Annotated in this window: 21 protein-coding genes; 4 read left to right on the top strand and 17 right to left on the bottom strand. The window is 41.0% G+C overall.

The annotated features are described in order from the left end of the window. Window positions 1–23: 23 nt before the first annotated feature. Complete coding sequence (trhO, locus tag ACZ9EE_RS29450) at window positions 24–974, bottom strand: oxygen-dependent tRNA uridine(34) hydroxylase TrhO (RefSeq protein WP_476032131.1); 951 nt, start codon at window positions 972–974, stop codon at window positions 24–26. Between the two features lie 194 nt (window positions 975–1,168). On the opposite strand from trhO, the gene ACZ9EE_RS29445 reads away from it, so the two are divergent. Next, complete coding sequence (locus tag ACZ9EE_RS29445) at window positions 1,169–2,338, top strand: glycosyl hydrolase family 18 protein (RefSeq protein ID WP_476032130.1); 1,170 nt, start codon at window positions 1,169–1,171, stop codon at window positions 2,336–2,338. Between the two features lie 46 nt (window positions 2,339–2,384). Here the strand turns inward: ACZ9EE_RS29445 and ACZ9EE_RS29440 are convergent, their stop codons facing one another. Both ACZ9EE_RS29440 and ACZ9EE_RS29435 read right to left on the bottom strand, forming a co-directional pair. Continuing rightward, window positions 2,385–3,377 (bottom strand): LLM class flavin-dependent oxidoreductase, encoded by a 993-nt coding sequence (locus tag ACZ9EE_RS29440; RefSeq protein WP_476032129.1) that lies wholly within the window; start codon window positions 3,375–3,377, stop codon window positions 2,385–2,387. Window positions 3,378–3,393: 16 nt separating this feature from the next. Continuing rightward, window positions 3,394–3,678 carry a DUF3219 family protein gene (locus tag ACZ9EE_RS29435; RefSeq protein ID WP_476032128.1) on the bottom strand — a complete coding sequence of 95 codons (285 nt, stop codon included), beginning with the start codon at window positions 3,676–3,678 and terminating at the stop codon, window positions 3,394–3,396. A gap of 242 nt (window positions 3,679–3,920) precedes the next feature. Here ACZ9EE_RS29435 and ACZ9EE_RS29430 point away from each other — a divergent pair, with 242 nt between their 5' ends. Beyond that, on the top strand, window positions 3,921–4,286 hold the full coding sequence (locus ACZ9EE_RS29430) for a hypothetical protein (protein WP_476032127.1): 366 nt from the start codon (window positions 3,921–3,923) through the stop codon (window positions 4,284–4,286). A 36-nt stretch (window positions 4,287–4,322) separates the two neighbouring features. On the opposite strand, the gene ACZ9EE_RS29425 is transcribed toward ACZ9EE_RS29430, so the two are convergent. The 3 genes from ACZ9EE_RS29425 to ACZ9EE_RS29415 are packed head-to-tail and all read right to left on the bottom strand — an operon-like array spanning window position 4,323 to window position 6,228. Then, window positions 4,323–5,102: a dioxygenase family protein gene (locus tag ACZ9EE_RS29425; protein ID WP_476032125.1), complete on the bottom strand. Its 780-nt coding sequence runs from the start codon at window positions 5,100–5,102 to the stop codon at window positions 4,323–4,325. A gap of 32 nt (window positions 5,103–5,134) precedes the next feature. Further along, window positions 5,135–5,560, bottom strand: a complete 426-nt coding sequence (locus ACZ9EE_RS29420) for a DoxX family protein (RefSeq protein ID WP_476032124.1) — start codon at window positions 5,558–5,560, stop codon at window positions 5,135–5,137. Window positions 5,561–5,583: 23 nt separating this feature from the next. Further along, the gene (locus tag ACZ9EE_RS29415; RefSeq protein ID WP_476032123.1) at window positions 5,584–6,228 is read right to left on the bottom strand and encodes an alpha/beta hydrolase; all 645 of its coding nucleotides are present in this window, start codon (window positions 6,226–6,228) and stop codon (window positions 5,584–5,586) included. Window positions 6,229–6,474: 246 nt separating this feature from the next. Between ACZ9EE_RS29415 and ACZ9EE_RS29410 the strand changes: the two genes are divergently transcribed. Beyond that, a complete protein-coding gene (locus ACZ9EE_RS29410) occupies window positions 6,475–7,014 on the top strand; it encodes a helix-turn-helix domain-containing protein (protein WP_476032122.1) in 540 nt (179 codons plus the stop codon). A gap of 40 nt (window positions 7,015–7,054) precedes the next feature. Here ACZ9EE_RS29410 and ACZ9EE_RS29405 read toward each other — a convergent pair whose 3' ends face one another. The 3 genes from ACZ9EE_RS29405 to ACZ9EE_RS29395 all read right to left on the bottom strand — a co-directional run bounded on the left by ACZ9EE_RS29405 (window position 7,055) and on the right by ACZ9EE_RS29395 (window position 8,824). Next, a complete protein-coding gene (locus ACZ9EE_RS29405; protein WP_476033144.1) occupies window positions 7,055–7,840 on the bottom strand; it encodes an alpha/beta fold hydrolase in 786 nt (261 codons plus the stop codon). A 96-nt stretch (window positions 7,841–7,936) separates the two neighbouring features. Next, a complete protein-coding gene (locus tag ACZ9EE_RS29400) occupies window positions 7,937–8,185 on the bottom strand; it encodes a hypothetical protein (RefSeq protein ID WP_476032121.1) in 249 nt (82 codons plus the stop codon). Window positions 8,186–8,500: 315 nt separating this feature from the next. Then, a complete protein-coding gene (locus ACZ9EE_RS29395) occupies window positions 8,501–8,824 on the bottom strand; it encodes a DUF1292 domain-containing protein (RefSeq protein WP_476033143.1) in 324 nt (107 codons plus the stop codon). Window positions 8,825–8,927: 103 nt separating this feature from the next. Between ACZ9EE_RS29395 and ACZ9EE_RS29390 the strand changes: the two genes are divergently transcribed. Further along, a complete protein-coding gene (locus ACZ9EE_RS29390; protein WP_476032120.1) occupies window positions 8,928–9,224 on the top strand; it encodes a hypothetical protein in 297 nt (98 codons plus the stop codon). A 47-nt stretch (window positions 9,225–9,271) separates the two neighbouring features. On the opposite strand, the gene ACZ9EE_RS29385 is transcribed toward ACZ9EE_RS29390, so the two are convergent. From ACZ9EE_RS29385 to ACZ9EE_RS29350, 8 genes are all read right to left on the bottom strand, one after another. Then, the gene (locus ACZ9EE_RS29385) at window positions 9,272–10,645 is read right to left on the bottom strand and encodes a nucleoside recognition domain-containing protein (protein WP_476032119.1); all 1,374 of its coding nucleotides are present in this window, start codon (window positions 10,643–10,645) and stop codon (window positions 9,272–9,274) included. Between the two features lie 2 nt (window positions 10,646–10,647). After that, complete coding sequence (locus ACZ9EE_RS29380; RefSeq protein WP_476032118.1) at window positions 10,648–11,337, bottom strand: FeoB small GTPase domain-containing protein; 690 nt, start codon at window positions 11,335–11,337, stop codon at window positions 10,648–10,650. Beyond that, window positions 11,327–11,581, bottom strand: coding sequence for a FeoA family protein (locus ACZ9EE_RS29375; RefSeq protein ID WP_476032117.1), 255 nt, complete (start codon window positions 11,579–11,581; stop codon window positions 11,327–11,329). Before ACZ9EE_RS29375 ends, ACZ9EE_RS29380 begins: the two co-directional genes overlap by 11 nt. A 129-nt stretch (window positions 11,582–11,710) precedes the next feature. Further along, the gene (locus ACZ9EE_RS29370) at window positions 11,711–13,987 is read right to left on the bottom strand and encodes an ATP-dependent DNA helicase (RefSeq protein ID WP_476032116.1); all 2,277 of its coding nucleotides are present in this window, start codon (window positions 13,985–13,987) and stop codon (window positions 11,711–11,713) included. Between the two features lie 94 nt (window positions 13,988–14,081). Continuing rightward, entirely contained in the window at window positions 14,082–15,323 is a 1,242-nt protein-coding gene (locus ACZ9EE_RS29365) for a glutamate-5-semialdehyde dehydrogenase (protein WP_476032115.1), read from the bottom strand. A gap of 7 nt (window positions 15,324–15,330) precedes the next feature. Further along, window positions 15,331–16,443 carry a glutamate 5-kinase gene (gene proB, locus ACZ9EE_RS29360; RefSeq protein ID WP_476032114.1) on the bottom strand — a complete coding sequence of 371 codons (1,113 nt, stop codon included), beginning with the start codon at window positions 16,441–16,443 and terminating at the stop codon, window positions 15,331–15,333. A gap of 559 nt (window positions 16,444–17,002) precedes the next feature. Continuing rightward, complete coding sequence (locus ACZ9EE_RS29355) at window positions 17,003–18,316, bottom strand: glutamate synthase subunit beta (RefSeq protein ID WP_476032113.1); 1,314 nt, start codon at window positions 18,314–18,316, stop codon at window positions 17,003–17,005. Window positions 18,317–18,417: 101 nt separating this feature from the next. Continuing rightward, window positions 18,418–20,664, bottom strand: a complete 2,247-nt coding sequence (locus tag ACZ9EE_RS29350) for a DEAD/DEAH box helicase (RefSeq protein WP_476032112.1) — start codon at window positions 20,662–20,664, stop codon at window positions 18,418–18,420. Window positions 20,665–20,748 lie beyond the last annotated feature (84 nt).

Raw genomic sequence — 20,748 nt, 5'->3', positions numbered from 1 at the left:
ATGATGACCTGCTTCCATTGTTATTAGTTATGACTTAACGCCATAAGTCTTTCATTTACTTCTTCTTCACTTAAACCATGTTGAGCAACATAGCGGTTTCTTGGGTGAACACGGCATTCATGGGAGCAGCTTCGTAAGTGCTTGTGTTCATTTTCTTCTGAGCAAAGAATTTTTTTATTACATTCAGGGTTCGCGCAGTTTACGTAACGCTCACATGGCTCACCCGTAAAGTAATCCTTGCCGACAACGACATGCTCTTTTTGATTTACCGGAACACTGATCCGCTCATCAAACACATATAGCTGTCCATCCCATAGATCCCCTTGAACCTCTGGGTCTTTACCGTAAGTGACAATTCCGCCTTCAAGCTGTGATACATCTTCAAAACCTTCTTTACGAAGCCAGCCGGAGAATTTTTCACAGCGAATCCCACCGGTACAGTAGGTTAGGATCTTTTTACCTTCAAATTCTTCTTTATTCTCTCTAATCCAATCCGGAAGATCGCGGAAGTTCAATATATCTGGGCGAACTGCTCCACGGAAATGGCCAAGATCGTACTCATAATCATTTCGAGCGTCAATCACAACCGTATCTTCCCGTTGCATTGCCTCAAAGAATTCCTTTGGCTTCAAATGCTTCCCGGTTAATACATTCGGATCAACATCATCTTCTAAACGAAGTGTAACAAGCTCTGATCTGTAGCGCACTTTCATTTTTTTGAAAGCGTGCTCTGATGCTTCATCAATCTTAAAAATAGTTCCTGAAAATAACGGATGCTCGTCCATGTATTTCATATAAGCATCTGTTTGTTCGATGGTGCCTGACACCGTACCATTGATTCCTTCAGCGGCAATAATAATCCGTCCTTTTAAGCCTAAGTCGTTACAAAATTGACGGTGCTCATTTGCGCATTCCTCAGGATTCTCAATCGGTACATATTTATAATAAAGTAATACTCTATATTCTTGATTCATTATTAACCACCTTAAACCTTTTAAATATAATTGTATTTATAGCATTAACCTTGTGATTATACCAGAAACAGAATAAACTTTCAAATCTATTTACCTAGGTAAGTAATGACTGTTTGATAGGTGGATATTACCAACCATGCTTGCCCCTATATTCTGTTACAATTTTATAGTAAAAAGAAGGAGGAAGCATTTTAATGAAAAAACGTAAACTCCTCCTTGTATTGGTAATTGTTCTTACCTTCCTTGGAGGAATCTATACAGGGGTACAATTCTCATCGAACAAGCAGCAGCAGGAGAAACAAAAAGATATGAAGGATGCACCACAATCGGCGCTTAAGCCTCAGACAAAAGAATTACCTAAAGTTGAAAAAACACATTCAAAAGTGCTAATCGGTTATATACAGGATTTTCGTGATCCAAACCAAGTGGACTACAGTCAATTAACACATATTATCTTCTCATTTGCCCATCCGACAAAGGACGGTAGCATTTTACTGAATGGCGATTCTGCATTAAAAAATCTGCGAACCACGGTTGCAAATGCAAAAAAATACAATACGAAGGTAATCTTAGCTGTTGGTGGCTGGTTTAATATTTCCGGCGGTGAATCATATCCATACTTTAAAGTTGCTATTTCGAATCCAGCATCCCGGACAAAGCTAGTCAACGAACTTACTAGTTTAGCAGACCGAGAGAATCTTGATGGCATTGATATTGATTTTGAACATCCCCGCTCAAAAGAAGATGCCGAAAATCTTGCCGCTTTTGCGAAGCAATTAAGCGGTCAGCTTCATCCAAAAAAGAAGGAGCTGTCAGTCGCTGTTTATTCAAAAATTCATGCCGTTACCTTAACGGAAATTGGTTTTGTTCAGTATGAACCATCAATGTTTAAAGATGTTGACCACGTGAATATCATGGCCTATGACGGTCAATGGGACGGAGGTTATCATGCGGCTAACTTATCACCGTACCCTTTTACAGAGAAAATCGTCAACTATTGGTCGCAATTGTTTGAATCTCAAAATATCTCAAAAGAAAAATTAGTGCTAGGCGTTCCATTTTATGCTCAGCCTAAGGATCCTAAAATTAAACAGCTATCCTATGGTGCCATCATTAACCAAAATCCCGCAAACGCAAACAGTGACACCGTGAATTTGAACGGAACCACTTACTATTATAATGGTGCCGCAACCATGAAAAAGAAAACAAAATTGGCACTAGATCATGGATTCGGAGGAATGATGCTATGGGAGCTCGGGCTCGATGCAAAGGGGTCTAATAGCTTAACTAGTTCCATTTCTGATACGATAGAAAAATCGGACAACTCTCCGGTTAAATACTATACTGTTGTTAATGCACAATAAAATGAAGGCTGTACACTCGACGGTGAGTGTACAGCCTTTTTTAGACTTAAAAAGCTTCTTCGGCGATTAATTGATAGGAATTCAGCCGATCTTCCGGTGAGTCGGTTATCGTTACCAGCATGATTTCATCTGCAAGAAATAAAGAGGCTTGCTCATTCAGTTTTTTCATTACCTTCTTGGGATTGCCGATAATCAGGTTTTTCATTGTTTTTTCTATATTGGTCAAATCTTTTTCATATAAAGGATATTCCTTTGCTTCTGCTAACGAAGGAAGCCCATTTCCCTCTCCTCTAGCTTTCTGTAAGGACCATACTATTGTACTTAATGCAATCTCTTCAGCCTTTTCATCTGTTTCCGCACATATCACATTGACTGTTACAATCACTTCAGGCTTTTGTCCCTGCTTTTTTGGTTGAAAAGTATTCAGATATTGTTGAACAATCTCTGGTCCATCATTCTCACTCATAAACTGCCCAAAAGCGTAGCTCATGCCATTTTCTGCTGCCAACCGTGCACTTTTTTTACTAGTTCCGAGCAGCCATGGTACAGGAGAAACTGGTGGCACTGGGGAAGCCGACAGATTTTTAAATTCATGATCAGCAGGAAAGTCATTTTCTAAAAAGTGGAGCAGCTCCTCGACTGACTTCGGCATGTTCCAAACCTGTTGTAAAAAGTTATCAGACAAAGCATTAGAAGCTTCAGCGGACCCGCCAGGTGCCCGTCCGATACCGATATCTATCCTTCCGGGAAATAAGGTTGCGAGCATGTTGTATACCTCAGCTACTTTATATGGCTTATAATGCGGCAGCAAGACAGCACCTGAGCCGATCCGAATCGTCGAAGTGTTGGCCCCAATATAACTTAACATCACTTCAGGTGCAGAACACGCAAGCCCCGGCAAATCATGATGTTCAGCAATCCAATAACGGGTGTAGCCGAGTTTTTCACCTAGTTGGGCCAGTTTCATCGATTCGTTTAGTGCCTCATGAGCTGTTTGATTGGATGAAATCGGGGCCTGGTCTAAAATGCTAAGTCTCACAATTACTCCCCCTCTCTTAATGGCTTGTTTCCAGTAAACTAAGCTTAAATTCCCCAACTTGGTCTTGTTCATATAGGTTTGTGACTGATGTGGAATATTGTTGAATGGCTCCCCTAAACGCTACTTGTCTTTCCGGTATTTTCACATCAAATGTACCTTTATAAAGCAGGGTGGTGATATCATGGTAATCCGCACTGGTTACTTTAAAGGTAACCGTTACTCTATATAAATGATTGACCTGCTCTTCTTCGTAATGGTCAAGTTTAATAACAGTGTCATTTAAAATTAATTCATGTACCAAAAAATCGTCTCCTCATCTCATTTTACTAAAAGCATAGCACTCGGAAATATTCCAATCAAATATAGTACCTCTGAGAAAAATTCAAATTATTTCTTTGGGTAAAAAGAAATATAACAACTATTAATAACGACACTTTTTTGACACAAAATCTGCCATTTGTCGAATATTTTTCCAAGATTTTTGAAGGAGATTGTCGAAAAAAAGCGAAAGAAATAAAGGAGATTTAATAAGGGAGGAAGAACATGAAGAAATTATTAACTTTATTAGCCGGTGTACTTGTAGCTTTGTCATTGTTTGTAACGTCTGGGAACTCCGTTAAGGCAGCAACAACGGATTGTGGTTGTGATGTATCATCAGTATCAGGGGCTGAAAAAAATAAAATTGTGGCTGATTTAATTAGCAGTCAAGAGTTTAAAGACACTAAGCATTCTCTAAAAAATGAAGGTTATTTATGGAAAGGTGTCAATAAAATTGAAGTAATCGTCAATCATAGCAAGGGTGGTGCGATTATGATTGGTGTACCTTTTTATAACCAAGATGGATCCATCGAAATGGCTGTTTTTATAAATGGACATTTTATGGGACATAACCCATTGGAAGAGGAGTAAGCTAAAGATCCCCAACAAAAGAGTTGGGGATTTTATTCAACGTCCAAACTGCCATACACTATGGCTAAGGTTCCCGTACCGGTAGCTGCGATGTAGCAATGTTGCTTTTTTAGCATCATCCGCCGCCCCCAACGCATAGAATATCGGGATAAAATGCTCATTTCCATAATGCGGAACAGCATATTCTGCATTTGGCGCAGCTGACTCATAGTTAAACAGCGAATCCAAATCCCAATTGATTAAATGAACAGCCAACCAATCATCAAATTCCTGTGCCCACTGATCAATTTCATTATCAGCCCATTTCACCGCTCGCAAATTATGAACCGTCCCCCCGCTGCCAATCACTAATACATCTTTTTCCCTTAAAGCTGATAAAGACTTGCCAATCTTATATTGCTCTTCAGGTGAAAGCTTAGGATTTACTGACATCGCAATCACTGGAATATCGGCATTGGGATAAAGTAAGCGTAAGACAACCCAGGCGCCATGGTCTAAGCCTCTGTCAGTTTCAAGTTCAAAAGGAATGCCATTTTCCGTAAACAGCTCTTGTATTTCATTCGAAATCTGTTGATCCCCTTGAGCTGGATACTTAATCTGATAAAGTTCAGGAGAGAATCCGCCAAAATCATAGATCGTATCGTAAGTCTCAACCTTGCTTACTTTTTGAGCGCGAGACTCCCAATGGGCAGAAAATAACACAATTGCCTTTGGACGCGGCATATTTTTGCCTAACTCAGTCAGAAATTGAGTGTAGTCGTTATTTTCGATTGCTAACAATGGTGCACCATGTGCAATAAATAAAGATGGCATCATATTAAATTCCCCCTATTTCGTTTGTAAAGGTTTTATATGGATGTTGAAGTATCCTTCTTCTGCCCTTTTAAAATAAACTGATCCAGGGAAAATAGCTTACTGCCGTTAATGGCAATAAAAACAGCCATGGCTAGTAAGGCTAAATCCAATTCATAACCGGCCATTTCACCATTACCTAAAAAGCCGACAGCAAGTTTAACCTTTAAGGCTGCACCGATCATTAATAATCCAAGCAAGGCTGAAACCACTCTACTGCCTAATCCAAGGATTAAGGCAATTCCGCCAGCAACCTCGATTGATGCGACTACATAAGCTAAGAATCCCGGTAACCCGATTGCTTCAAACCAGCCAACAATATTTTCAATTCCCCCTTGGAATTTCACAACTCCATGAACAAAAAACGTAATTCCTAAGACAACACGTAAAATTAATGTACTAGCTTCGAATTTTTTTAACATTCTAACCTCTCCTTAAAAAATTTTTATTTTTCTAGATGTTCAGATAGCCAACTAATAAAGTCCTGATGATTCTCTGCAGAGACGGTATGCCCCACTGGATAAGTCCGAAAGGTAACATTTGCCCCTAACTTGCGGAAGTATTCATCATTGGCTACTCCCCATTCAAAAGGAAGCACCTGATCTATTTCCCCATGTGAAATAAAGATGGAAAGATGGTCGACCGGTTTAATGTTGTATTCTTCTTTTACAAAAGCTGGGATATACCCGCTTAAGGCCACAATCCCTTTCATTCGCTGACCTAGGGTTAATCCTAACGTCATCGACAGAATCGCGCCTTGACTGAAGCCAAGCAGGAATAATTGTTTCTGGTCTATTGGATATTCTCCACAGGCATAATCAATAAAGCTAGTAAGCTTATTCACTCCCTCATCGAAGACTGCCCGATGTGGTTTTCCATAGCCTTCAATCGTAAAAAAGGCATAGCCAGGAGGCTGGGGTAAATGACCGCGAATACTAAAAATGAAAAACTGGTTTTCTAATCCTTCCACCAATGGCAGCATATTCTGTTCATTGCTGCCAATGCCATGCATAAGAAATAAGGCTGGATAGCTTTTATCCGGATCCATTTGTGCCGGCCGGCGAAGCTCATAAATCATCGGTGCCGTCATATTTAACATCCCCTTCCTACTACTTGATTGTTTAGTCTTACCTTCAATTTCAGGTGTTAGACATTATTCAAATAGAATAAAAAGATTCATATAAGAAAATATATCTGCAAAAAAATTTGTTTTTATTTGTTTTTAAATACGAATCTTTGTTATCTATAGGATAACAATCGATGAAGTAGATTGTCAATTATTTTTTTGCTAATATATAAATATGTTCTATATTAGCAAACTACCGAGGTGGATGATTTGGATATCGGTGCAAAAATCCGAACAATACGTAATAGAAAGAAAATAACCATTGCCCAAATGTGTGAAGGAACAGGACTTTCCAAAGGATTTATCAGTAATGTTGAAAATAACAACACTTCTCCATCCATCAGTACACTGCAAACCATTGCAGCCTATTTAGATGTTCCACTTCCATACCTTCTGTTAGAAAAAAAGGAACATATGCAGGTGGTCAAAAAAGAAGAAAGAACGTACTCAACTATGAATACGTTGAAAATCGAGCATATCTCTTCAAAGGGAGGCTTATGGCTTAGAAGTGTTGAGTTTCCACCCGAAGCCTCGATTGGGGATGCACATGCCCATGAAGGGGTAGAATGTCATTTAGTCTTGGAAGGAAAAGTACTTGCAGAACAAGGCGAAGATTCGTTTGTCTTGGAAAAAGGGGATTCGTTCAGCTGGAATGCGAGTGTCCCTCATACCGTTAAGAATATCGGTACGGAAAAAGCGGTCGTACTGATTGCCGTTTATTCCGATACGGAACTGAATGGCTTTTTTTAAATAGAAAAGGAGGAACACAATTCAGTTCCTCCTTTGCCTCCTAAATAGTTTGCATAAAGTCTTTAATAGCTGCAATAAGTTCGCTTGGATGTTCATACATACTCATATGACCAGAATCTTTAATGGTGGTTTGTTTAATGTTTGCTTTACTCACTGAAAAGGTTTTTTCAGCTGGGATAATTTGATCCTGTTCCCCGGCAATTAACAGCACAGGTAATGAAGTGGACTCGAGCACGCTATTCCGATCTGGTCTGTCTCTCATAGCACTTAATGTATGAATCGCCCCGTCTGAAGGTGTCCGATAGCCAATCTGTTTTGCTGTTTCGACATACTGTTCTTTCAGGTTTTCCGGTGAGAAAAGCTTTGGAACCAAACCATCAATAAGCGTCTTAATCCCCTCATGGCTTACTTTTTCGATATTAGCTGTTCTTCCCTTCTTGGCCTCTTCGCTATCAGGATAGGCGGTAGAATGAACGAGCGAGAAACCGTTTAATGAACCACTGTACTTTTCGGCAAAGGCCAGCGTTATATAACCGCCTAAGGAGTGACCAAACATCGCCACCTGTCCGATATTCAACTTATCTAAAAATTCTTGGAGAATATCCGAGATATCTGCAATCGAATAGTTCTCTAACATCGTTTTGGAATCGCCATGACCGGGCAAATCGGGGGCAATCACCCGATAATTTTCCGATAAAACTGGCACGACTTCTGACCAATACGCAGAACTCCCACAAAATCCATGCAGCAGAACAATCGGTTTCCCTTCCCCTTTATCTATGTATGTAACGGTCGAATTTTTTAACCCCAAGCTTTTCGTTTCCATCCCACAAATCCACTCCTTTTTATCAAGCATATAATAGACTAAGCCAAAATCCAAAATAAAAAGCACTACTTCTGTAAAGGAAGTAATGCCATATGTTTACCCAATTTGTTCTTCACTTATGTCAGAATGTAATAATGATCGTTTATTAGGAATGACTGTTAAGTTTGATTTTTTCAATAAATACTCTAGGTGCTCGACAGGCATCGATCCATAACCTTTACTGTCACCAAGGATAAATTGTACTGTAATGCCATTATAGCTTTTCACCGTCATCGTTTCTGCAGAGTTGAAAAACCCTTTTGCATTCTGCGAAATTTGATACTTATTTCCTTCTTCGATTAACATGCATTAACTCCTTTATGATATTCTCCCTGTTAGTATGCCTAATGGAAAATATTACATACCCAATTTTTCCAAAAAAAGAAGGTTTCCCAAAAGTTTTATGGGCACCCTCCTTTTTTTACACACTAAACTAGTCTGTTGATTTCCGCTCCAGGCCCTCCGCTTTCCGCGGGCGGTACGGGGAGCCTCCTCGTCGCTCCGCTTCTGCGGGGTCTCCCCTGCCCCGTACTCCCGCAGGAGTCTTCGCGCCTTCCGCTCCAATCAACAGAGTGTGAAAAAATTATTATCAACATCTTTTGAGTCAACCTCTAGAAATAATCATTCTTCGGCTTCTTCTTCGTCCATCATATCATCAAAGGCTGCGGAAACTTTATCGAATTCCTCATCGCTTTCAATCGCACTGAAATCACCCTCTTCATCTACCTTTAGAAAGAAGATATCGATATCTTCTTCTGTATCCTGACTCACGTCTTCCGCAAAGGCAACAGCAACATAGTCATTTCCCTCAATCGTCATAACACCTAGAACTTCTACTTCCTGTTCTTCATTGCTTTCATCACTAATAGTAAAAATTTCGCCTACTTCAATTTTGCTCACCTTAAACTCCCCTTTACAAAAATAAGAATATAGACAGTATCTCATAAAAGCATGTCCATACCAAATTTTACCCATGTTTTTATGGTAGTATTAGAGATATAACCATTGATTCCTAAAATTTTTTTAAAGCTATAAAGGAGACTTGAAGATGAATTCAAAAGAATTAGAAGAAAAAATAATTCAACACTATCAAGGTGAAGAAAAAATGATGATCCTCGTCTTTGCCCAATGGTGTGTGAATCATGAACTCGATCCTGAAGAAGTATACTTACGGGCCTATCCAAACCAATCTTCCAATCCGGCTCTAAGAGAAGCGATCGAGTTAACCGTCCCAAAAGAAGAAGCGGGAGAAATTGCCGATGAAACATTACTCGGTGTACTCTCCTTATTTGGAAATGATGACCTTGCCTTTGTGGTCACCGAGGAAATACAAAAAAGGAAATAAAGCTAACAAATGCCCCCAATTTTAAGTTGAGGGCATTTGTTATCCATTTATAATAAACCGAACATTCTTACTATCTGTGTGATAATCAATGGAATAACGATTGCAATGACGGTTGGAATTAAGAAAGCTAGAAACGTCCATTTTTTGCTCTTTGTTTCTTTATAGATATTTAATAACGTGGTACCACATGGATAATGCAAGAGGGAGAATAACATCATGTTAAGAGCGGTAAGCCACGTCCAGCCATGATCTAGAAAAATTTGTTTTAAATCCACTAAATTATCCACTTCCGTTAACGATCCTGTTGAAAGATAGCCCATTAAGAGGATTGGCAGGACAATTTCATTCGCAGGCAGACCAAGGATAAACGCCATCATAATATAACCATCAAGACCAAGCATTTTTCCAAACGGCTCTAAGAAATTTACCGCGTACATAAGGATACTTGTGTCGCCAATATAAATGTTGGCAAACACCCAGGTAAGAATCGCTGCCGGGGCTGCCACTTTAACAGCACGGACTAAAACCGACCATGATTTAGTTAAGGAAGAACGAATGACGGTATCAAGGATTTTCGGCTTTCGGTAGGGCGGCAGCTCTAACGTATAATGAGTAGGAATCCCTTTAAGTGCCGTTTTCGATAGTACCCAGGAGACAAAGAAGGTCACAATTATTCCAAATAAGACAATCCCTACAATTACTCCTGTCGTAATGAGTGATTTTAAGCCTCCGGTAAAATTGGCGGCCATGAATAAGGAAGCTAACAAGATCAAGGTCCCCCACCGGCCATTACATGGGACAAAATTATTAGTTAAAATGGCCAGCATTCTCTCTCTTGGTGATTCAATAATTCTCGTCGAGATGACAGCGGCGGCGTTACAGCCAAAGCCCATTGCCATTGTTAATGATTGTTTCCCATGAGCCCCAACCCGTTTGAATAGACGGTCCATATTAAAAGCAACCCGCGGCAGGTAGCCATAATTCTCTAATAATGAAAAGGCTGGAAAAAAGATCGCCATCGGTGGCAGCATGACACTAATGACCCACGTTGTCCCCCGGTATAAACCCAACACTAAAACTCCATGGAGCCAATCAGGTGCATGAATGGCATGGAAGAGGAAGGTTATTTTCCCTTCAATGAACCCAAATAATTCGGCTAGTAAAGATGATGGTATATTTGCACCAGCGATGGTTAAATAAAACAGCACACCTAACATCGTAATCATAATCGGGAAGCCAAAGATAGGGGAGGTAAAGATGCTATCGAGTTTTTCGGTCCGGGTATCTTGTTTGGATTTCGTATAGGAAATTCCTTCATGACATAATTGGCGGCTTCGATCATAAAGCTGCTGGACAATTTCATCCCGGAGTTTCGATGTCGACAAGGACTGGGCCTCTGTAAATAGCTCTTGAATACTCATTCCTAAACCACCTCCGGCACCACTCGTTTAGTAATCTCGTTAAGAAGCGTCTCATCTCCGTCAAGTAATCTCAGAGAAACCCAGCGAGAGGATATATGATTACCGACCAATTCATGGACCTTTGGTTCAATGATGTTGATCTTTTCTTCAATTTCTTGAGGATATTTCATTTGGACGGGATGACATTCAATTTTTCCGGTTACAATGCGATCAATCGTATCAAGCAGCATAGGAAAGCCTTTTTTATTCCGCGCGGAGATTTTTATTACGGGTACACCTAACCGATTGGTTAACAGCCGTTCATTGATATGGATGCCTTGCTGCTCTGCTACATCAATGAGATTGATGCAAATCACCACATTTTTTGTCATTTCTAATACCTGTAAGGCGAGATTGAAATTACGCTCCAATGAGGTCGCATCCAAGACGACAAGGGTTACATCCGGTTTTTCGAAAACAATATAATTTCTAGCAACCTCTTCATCTGTTGAATTTGAAAAAAGGGAATAGGTTCCGGGCAGGTCGATTAAATGGAAGGTCTTTTCTTTGAACGGAACGCTGCCTTCCGCTAGGGTAACTGTCTTCCCTGCCCAGTTTCCAGTATGCTGTCTTAGGCCTGTTAAGGCATTGAACAAGGTGCTCTTCCCTGTATTCGGGTTACCCGCTAACGCGATTCGGTATTCATTCCCCATTTAACAACAACTCCCCTTCAATTTGTGAACTTTCCTCTTTACGGAGGGCAATGGTGGTTTGACTGACTCGGAAGGCAATCGGGTCCCCTAATGGACTTTTACGGACCACTTCCACTAACGCCCCGGCAACAAATCCTAAATCTAATAATCTCCTTCTCATTACACCTTCTAAGTTTAAAGCCGTAATTTTGATTACATTTCCTTTTTCCCCATTTACCAATTTGATTTTTTTAGTATTAGCCATTTCTCTTTCCCCTTTTCTAAAGTTTTTACCGTGCGCAACTTTTCTTTAATTATATGAAGCAAGTTTCTAACTTGACACGAAATTGTAAAATAAATAAGCCGCCCATTTTTTGGCGGCTTTTAAAATGATTTATATTAGAGTAAATTGTCTCCATTCACTCGGCAGTAACTGTTGATACTGCCTTTGTAAGAAGCGATCGTCGATTAATACAATCGTCCCATGATCCTGTTCAGAGCGAATCAATCTTCCGCCCGCTTGTAACACTTTGTTAATCCCCGGATACACATAGGCATAGTCATAGCCATTCTTCCCAAGCGAAGCAAAATGGTCTTTAATCAAATTTCTTTCGAAACAAATTTGTGGTAAGCCGACTCCGATTACCACTACTCCATTTAAACGGTCGCCAATTAAATCAACACCCTCTGAAAAAATTCCCCCGAGAACGGCAAATCCCACCAATGTCTCGGTTTGTTCCGATTTAAAGGCAGCTAAAAAGGCTTCTCTTTTACTCTCCGTCATCCCTGCTTCTTGGATAAGTGTCTGGGTGGTATCATCGATCTGTTTAAACTGTTCGTACACATCCAATAAATATTGATAAGAAGGAAAGAAAATCAGGTGATTACCTGGACGCTTTTTTAGCAGTGATTGAAGGACTGAAATGATCGAGTTCTTAGTTCGTTCCCGATCACGGTAACGGGTGGACAATGGTTTAATAAAAACTTCTACCTGCTCTTCACTAAACGGTGAGGGGATGTTTAAGCTATAATCCCCTTCACCGCCGCCCAGAATCTCCTGATAATAGGGCAGCGGCGAAAGTGTTGCCGAAAAGAAAATCTTTGCGCGGTAACCCTTTCCCATTTGATGAAGCAGCTGGGATGGATCGAGACAAAACAATTTGATTTTTACATCATTCCGTTCTTTTTCCACATAAATAATGAAATGGTCATCGAGTAATTCGGTAACTTTGCTAAATTGGTTGACCTTAAAATAAGCTTCCAGTAATAATGGTGAGGTGTCTTGTTGCAGAACTTGTTCTGAAATCATAGTAAATTGGCGGGTTTCTTCTAAAAAAGCTTCTTCCAGCTGTTCTAAAACAAATTCTTTTTGGTTCTCATGGCTCTTTTTTAATTGAATAAACCAGGAATTCATTTTGCTGGCCGCTTCGTAAATAGACTGATTTACTCCTTTATAATCCTTTTTCAATTGGAGAAATGGTTCCTTGTTTAAAGAAGCAGAAAACATCTCCCGGCCGCGGTCGACAAGATTATGCGCTTCATCCACTAATAAAGCGGTGGACTTCTTTTGCTCTTCTAACAAACGTTTTAATGAGACACGCGGGTCAAAGATATAATTATAATCACAAATAATCGCATCGACCGAATAGGCGAGATCGAGGGAATATTCAAACGGGCAGACCGTATGCTTCCGTGCATAGCTTTCGATCACCTCACGAGTAAGGTGGTTTTCGTTTGATAGAATATCGATTATTGCTTCATTAATCCGATCGTAATAACCACTCGCAAACTGACAAAATTCTTTTTGACAATTGGTTTCCTCTTGAAAACAAACCTTGTCCTTTGCTGTTATGGTTACCGTCTTGGCACATAATCCGCAGGCCCCCATCCGCTCAAAAGCTTCCTCCGCCGACGTTCGGGTAATCGTTTTTGCCGTAAGATAGAAAATTCGATTTAGCTCTCCTTCACCAATTGCCTTCATGGCTGGAAAGAGTGTGGAGATGGTTTTTCCAATCCCTGTTGGAGCTTTTGCAAATAAATTTTTTTGGTCGACAATGGTCTTATAAACCGCTCCTGCTAATTTTCGCTGCCCACTGCGATACGTTTTAAATGGAAAAGCGAGTTTTCTACAGCTTTCATTTCGTTTCAACCGATGGCCATTCAGCAGTTTCGCATAGGGTGCATAGTTTTCAATGACCTCCATGACAAAGCTCTCAAGCTCTGAAAATGTATACGTCTGTGCAAGTGATTTTTTCACTTCCGTTTCAACGTGGACATAGGTTAACTGAACATCAATTTCTTCGAGCTCCCTGTCCATTGCCACTATATAGGCATACATTTTAGCTTGAGCCCAATGAACAGGATATCCTTCAGCTTCTAGTTGATCGAGCGGCTGGGAAAAGGATTTTATTTCGTCAATGATAATCTTACCATCATGGTATAATAGACCGTCACATCTTCCATCAATAGTAAAAGTGAGACCATCATAATGAATCTCGGTGCTTAAATATACTTCCTTCTGGTCTCCATCTAAATAGGTCTTTTGAATTTTTTGATGGATCCTTGTTCCATCCAACAGTGCTGTTTGCGAGCGAAACCGTGCGTCAATACTGCCGCTCTTAAAAACATGCTCTACCAGTGTTCTTACTGATATTTGTATGTCACTTGCCACAAGTTCACCAACTTACTCCATGAGAATATATGTTTGTATTCCATTATATCAAAAGACAAAAAAAATAGCGCATTTCTGCACTATTTCCCATTTATCATGAACGAATTTGTCCTGTTCCGCGCACTAGCGCTTTCGTGGTGGTTAACGCTTTTAGACCCATTGGACCACGGGCATGAAGTTTTTGTGTACTAATCCCAATTTCAGCGCCATAGCCAAACTGTTCTCCATCTGTAAAACGAGTGGACGCATTATGATATAGGACGGCGGCATCGACAGCTTGGAAAAACAAACGGACATTATCGGCATTTTCGCCAATGATGGCCTCCGAATGCTTGGTTCCATATCGGTCAATATGGTTGATCGCTTCCCTGACATCGCTGACTTGTTTCACTGCTAAAATAGGGGCTAAAAATTCATTGGCCCAATCTTCCTCGGTTGCTGGTCTTACAAACGAATAGGTTGAAACTAACGAATCATCACCGCGTAGTTCAACCTGTTTCTCTTGCAAACGACTTAATAATTCTGATGTATATGGCCAGTTTTCATGTATTAAGACCGTTTCAGCAGCATTACAAACGGATGGACGATGTAACTTTGCATTGATCGCAATTTCAATCGCCATTTCTTTTTCAGCGGTTTCATCAATAAAAACATGGCAGTTTCCAACACCCGTTTCCAATACAGGTACAGTTGCATTCTGAACCACTGTTTGTATCAATCCTGCCCCTCCGCGTGGAATCAGGACGTCGAGATATTCATTTAATCTGAACATTTCAGAAGCGGTTTCGCGGCTGGTATCCTCGAGCAAATGAACAGCATCCTTAGGGATCGCTGTTCCTTCTAAGGCCTCACGCATTACCTGAACAAGCGCTTTATTGGAATGAATCGCTGAAGAACTACCGCGCAATAGTACAGCATTACCCGCTTTTAAACAAAGACTTCCGGCATCCACCGTTACGTTTGGTCGTGCCTCGTACACCATGCCGACCACTCCAAGCGGAACACGGATCGTTTCAATTTGTAATCCGTTCGGTCTCTCCCACGCTTCAATTGTTTCACCGATTGGATCCTCTAGCTGAACTAATTGGCGAACTCCATCGACAATTTGTTCAATTCTTGCTTCTGTTAAAAGCAAGCGGTCAAGAAGTGATTCAGAAAATCCTCGTTCTTTTCCAGCTTGCAAATCCTTGGCGTTCTCCTCAAGGATGAATTCTTTTTCCGTTAATAGATGATCCGCCAGTTTCAACAATGCCGCGTTTTTTTCAACCGTCGATATGATGCCTAATTGTTTTGACGCCTTTTTTAATTTCTTTGCTTTCTCCAACAGTTCGCCCATTCTCCATTCACTCCTTTGGTAGTTTGACCCAATTATCTCGATGAATCACTTCTGCTTTTTTATTTATCGAAAAACGTTTTGCTTGTTCACTAGGTAATCCCTTGACACTAACTAAATCCTCGGCAGAATAAAAAACCTGTCCTTTACCGACTAATTTCCCCTTTTGATTCCGCACTTCCACGACATCCAAGGCATTAAAGTCCCCATCCACTTTTGTGACTCCTACTGGTAATAAACTTTTTCCATGAAACATAATCGCATTTTCGGCCCCATCATCGATTTCAATTACACCGCCGACTTGGGAATGATAAGCAATCCATTGCTTTCTCATTTGCATTTGTGTATGAAAGGGACCGCCAATATAGGTTCCATCGCCTTTTCCCGCTAGAATATCGGCCAGCTTTTCCTTCCCTTTCCCGTTACCAACAAACACGCTGACACCGAGTGATAGTGCCTTTTTCGCTGCCTGCAATTTTGATTTCATCCCGCCGGTGCCCACCGATGACCCGCTTTCCCCAGCAAAACTAAGCAGCTCTTCCGAAACCTCAGGAATAAAATTAAACCTTTTCGCATCCTTTGATACATTTGGATTCTGATCATAAAGACCATTAATATCTGTTAAAATAATCAAGGCATTTGCATGTAGGAATCCGCTGACGAGTGCCGATAATAAATCGTTGTCACCAAAGGTTAATTCCTCAATGGAAACCGAATCATTTTCATTTATGATTGGTATGACACCCCGCCCGAGCAGCTCATGGATTGTTGAAAATAGATTTTGAAACCGTGTCTGGCTGTAAAAATCTTCTCTCGTTAATAACATTTGGGCCGGCACCATATGAAACTCTTTAAAAAGATCAATGTAATGCTGCATTAATAGCCCTTGTCCGACTGCGGCGGCCGCCTGTTTCCCAGCTGTCGTTTTGGGTCTTGTCGGATAGCCGAGTGAGCCAAATCCTGCCGCAACAGCACCGGATGAAATGAGAATCACTTCATGTCCTTGAGCTTTTAGGTAAGCAAGTGCCTCCACATGATCCCGCATTTTTTCTTCGGAAATGGTTCCCGTTGCATTTGTTAATGAGCTGCTTCCAATTTTTACGACCACCAGCTGTTTTTTCATTTTTAGTACGACCTTTCATTTTTAAAAATAAGGCTCTTTTATAAATGGCAGTTGATTTCCGCTCCAGGCGCTCGCTTTCCGCGGGCGTGCCGGGGAGCCTCCTCGGCGTCGGCGCTTAAAGCGCCTGTGGGGTCTCCCCTGCCCCGTACTCCCGCAGGAGTCGAACGCCTTCCTCTCCAATCAACAAAGTGTAAAAACAAATATCGTTTAACAGAGCCAAAAATAAAAAACGATTCTTCTGTCCTTAAAAAAGGACGGAAAAATCGTTTCCGCGGTACCACCTTTATTGATGCAATGCATCCTCTTCAACCCGTAACGAGGGGAACGGCTCATGTTTGCATAAGCAGCTGTTAAAAGGGCAGGTTCAATCATCTTTCCGTGAGAAACCTCTCAGCCTTTGGGTTTCACTCTCTAACACATTCCAATGATTTACTAGTCCCATACCATTTACTATTTTTATTTATTTGATTATCTATAGAAACGGGCAAATTGTCAAGAAGGAAAAGCAAGATGTTTTATATTTTTCTAACTATTATGAATCTACCTTTCTACTTTTGCTTTATTTATGTTTTAAAACTTCTTTTATAGTAGATGGTTTAAAAAGAATGGTTGCTGTCCTAACTAGATTCATTACCTGAACAAAGTCTTGATAGATTCCTTTGTTCCCTGCTGATAACAAGAATATTTTTTTAACATACCACTGTTGGAACTTCAAACCGAATGGTTTTTTTCCTTTAACTTCACTATATCGAAAATCCTCGCAGAGTACCATTGACCATACAGGTGCAATAATCTTAGCCAATTGTTTTTGTAATTTACCAAAATGTGCTCTTTCCGGTGTTGAAGCAAGATGATCCTTGATTGCCAATGCTTCTAAGGCTGCAATGCTCATTCCTTGTCCGAACACTGGATCAATCCTGCAGATAGAATCACCTGCTACTATTAATCCATCAGGTAAATCCACCTGCTCAAAGTGACGCCACTTAATTTGTGGAACTTGATAAACAGCCGTTTCAGTTTGTGATGTTCCTTTTTTTATTTCTTGATAAATATCTGGAAGTGGTAACTGTTCAGCCATTCTGATAAAACCATCCGATTCCTTAATCTCAACAGGATTAAGAGTATTTAAGTAACCAATGAGGGTCACGATAAACTGATTGTTTTCCACCATTGACAGAGTACCGCCTAGGGTTTGCTCAGGGGGATTCGGATAGATAAGCTTTATTTTAAAATCACTTGGAGGCTCTGGTAAGCTATATTTCCGAGTGGCATAACATAGTCCTATGTCAACCTTTTCCTCAGGGACCATACGCCCCTGCTTCTCGAGCCAGCCATTCGTGAACGAAGCGGTACCACTAGTATCAATCACTACATCTCCGATGATTGTTTTAGTTTTGTTTTCCTGAAGAACTTCTACACCACGTACCCCACTGTGATCGTCCGTTAAAATAAACGATATTACCTTTGTTCCGTATGTATAAGTTACATTTTCAATTTTATTTACCCTCTCTTCAACGTACGATTCTAGCAAGGGTCTTGTCTGTAATAGGGTCGACTCCTTGCTTGGAAACCGCAGTTTCCATACCCCGTGATGGTACCACGCCAAATCCTTTAGTGAATCTATTTTAATAGATCCACGGTTTACCATATCCTTTTGAAACCCGGGAAATAGTCTTTCTAATGCATGGTCTCCTGCATGCAGGAGTGCATGAATGTGATGCGCTTGAGGAATTCCTTTCCTAACGGTGTGCTGATTTTCAGGCAGTGGATCCTTCTCCAAAATTAGAACACTATGAAAATAGGGAGATATTGCCGCGGCAATTAACTTTCCTGCCATTCCTCCGCCGATAATGATTGCTTGTTCACGCTTCACCTTGCTCGATTCTCCTTTTGGTCGGTCTGTTTTGCTCCATCAGTTTACCAAAGATAAAACTTTTATGAAATAGAAAATAGCAGGAAGATATCCTGCTATCATTACTGTTTCGTTAATAGTTGACTTAAAAGATACTCAGCTGCCTTACCCGACTCAAGTCTGGCTGCCACAAAGGGCGGCTGAATTTCTTTTGCACCCTCTAACGGCAGACCCAGCCACAAAATCTGCTCATCCAGGATGATATATGGAAACGGCCAACTCTCAGCTACCCGTTGCTCTGGCCGCAGCTCGAGCCAGTCATCGTCTGAAACCACGGTTAATTTTAGAGATTGGTTTCGATTTTTCACCTTATCAATCCATTCCTTGGATAGTCTTGTCCGGGCCGGTAACGATAGAACCATCGACCTTCGAGCAAAATCAATATCGTAAAATACCTTTTCTAATTTTCGGGCATGCATCCATTGCAATTTAGGATGAGGATGTCTAATCCACGTTCCAATATCCTTCGTTTCTACCATTTGCTGTTTCTTCACCTGATGGTCCACAAGCTGTCTCAAGGTCTTACCTTGAAAAACATGGCGGCTAATATAGACTTGATTACTTACATGAATAAACTTCCCCTTTGTTCTTGTAATCGCAACATTAATTAACCGTTCACTATCCTTGCCAGTGACTAGCATACCAGCCCGAGTTTGCGGCCCGCCCTCAACTGTATCAAAGACCATTACATCCCGCTCGCTTCCTTGAAAACGATGGACCGTGGCAGCAATAATATCAGCTGTCATTCGTTCCTTTTCATATAAATCATCCAGTATCAAATCCATGAACTGAGCCTGGGCCCGATAAGGGGTCACATAGCCAATCGACCTCAATCCACTCAAATAGGACTCATGGATAAGCTGAAACGATAATAACGCCTGCCAGATATTCATCCTCGATTGTGAGGTCCGTTCCGTTATACAATATGCTCCTGTAAAACTGGTATCGACAAGGATCGAGGAACGGCCCGGAAATGGGGCACTTTCAACAATTTGATTTCTGCTTTTCCAAACACTCTCATGGTCACCAACGAGTGAATGATAGATATATTGATTCGTGAAGGCCGAGATATCCGGATGCATCCGCCGTTGTTCTTTTAATAAGAGTAGATGTGGATGCAGTTTGCCGTCATTTACCCAGTCCACTACACCAGCGCGATGAAAAATATCCTCTTTCAGCCACTTGGTCACGAAAGAATCTCTTGAGGCTGCAATTGGCGGCAGCTGCTTGAAATCCCCGCAGACAATCACCCGTTTGCCAAGTGCCGCAGCAAATGCCGCCTGCGGCACGTAGGCCATACTCGCCTCATCGACAATTACGAGATCAAAGTTTTTTTCATAAATAGCCGGATCACTGGCTGCTTTAGCGAGCGTGGTCCCGACTACAAACGCTTCCTTAACAAATTGAATCTCCTTTTGCCGAATCTTATCCAATACCCTGGCAATCTTCGTTTCAAGCTCTAAAAGGTGATTGGTATCCCTTTGGCTGAATGAACGTGCGATGTCCTGCTTTAAAAGTTTTCGTTCTTCTAGTAAAATTTCCTTTTCTTCGGCGAGGCTTGGGTCCTTCTTTTCGAGTAATTCGTTTGTCGTTATCGCTTCCTGACCAATCAGCTGTTCACCTGAACCAAATCCATAGCGGAGGACATCGCCTGTCCGGAAACGATCTTTCTTTTTAATAAAGCCGCTTAATTCTCCAATCAGAACATCTACTGCCTGGTTGCTGTGTGAAAGAATAAGGACTCGCTTTTCTTGAAAGTATTTATTGGCTGCTGTTCTCGCTAGTGTATAGGTTTTTCCTGTACCGGGGGGACCCCAGACAAAGGTAACCGGATTATATTTGGAGCGCAGGACTAGCTCATGAACATTGCTCTTTATTTTTTCAACAGGATGATGGGCAGGCATTGATGGATCCATTAATTTCTTGACCCGAAGCCTCTTTTGTTTATCCTTTTTGATTTCATCGAGCCGTTGGATCAACAGTTCAAGCAATTCCCACGGGTCGTGGAACAGTTCTGCTTCGGAAATTAAGTCACCGAATGATTGTTCTAAGCTTAAGATGACCCCTTTACCTTCTGAGGACAGGATCCGTCCATTTTGGGTCATTCCTCCCCAATCTAGTCTAACGGAAGAACCAACTGGTATCCGTAAAGAAGTGGTCGTTTCAAAATAATAAGAAAAGGATCCCTCCGCGGATAACAGCCTGCCATTACGAATAAGGTATTTACTGCTGCCGAATTTCTTTAAGTAATTGATTTCATTCTGGAGGGCCTGCTGCCACTCCTTGATATAGGAAACTACCGTTGTCATTTTATCTCTTCCTTTATAGGCTTTTCCTTTAGCTACTATAGCATGTTCGCCCGTAAAAGAAAAAAGCATTCGAATCCAACGACG

This window comes from Bacillus sp. URHA0034, from assembly GCF_056280405.1.
The sequence above is the reverse complement of the archived record's forward strand: the minus strand, read 5'-3'. Positions and strand labels throughout refer to the sequence as shown.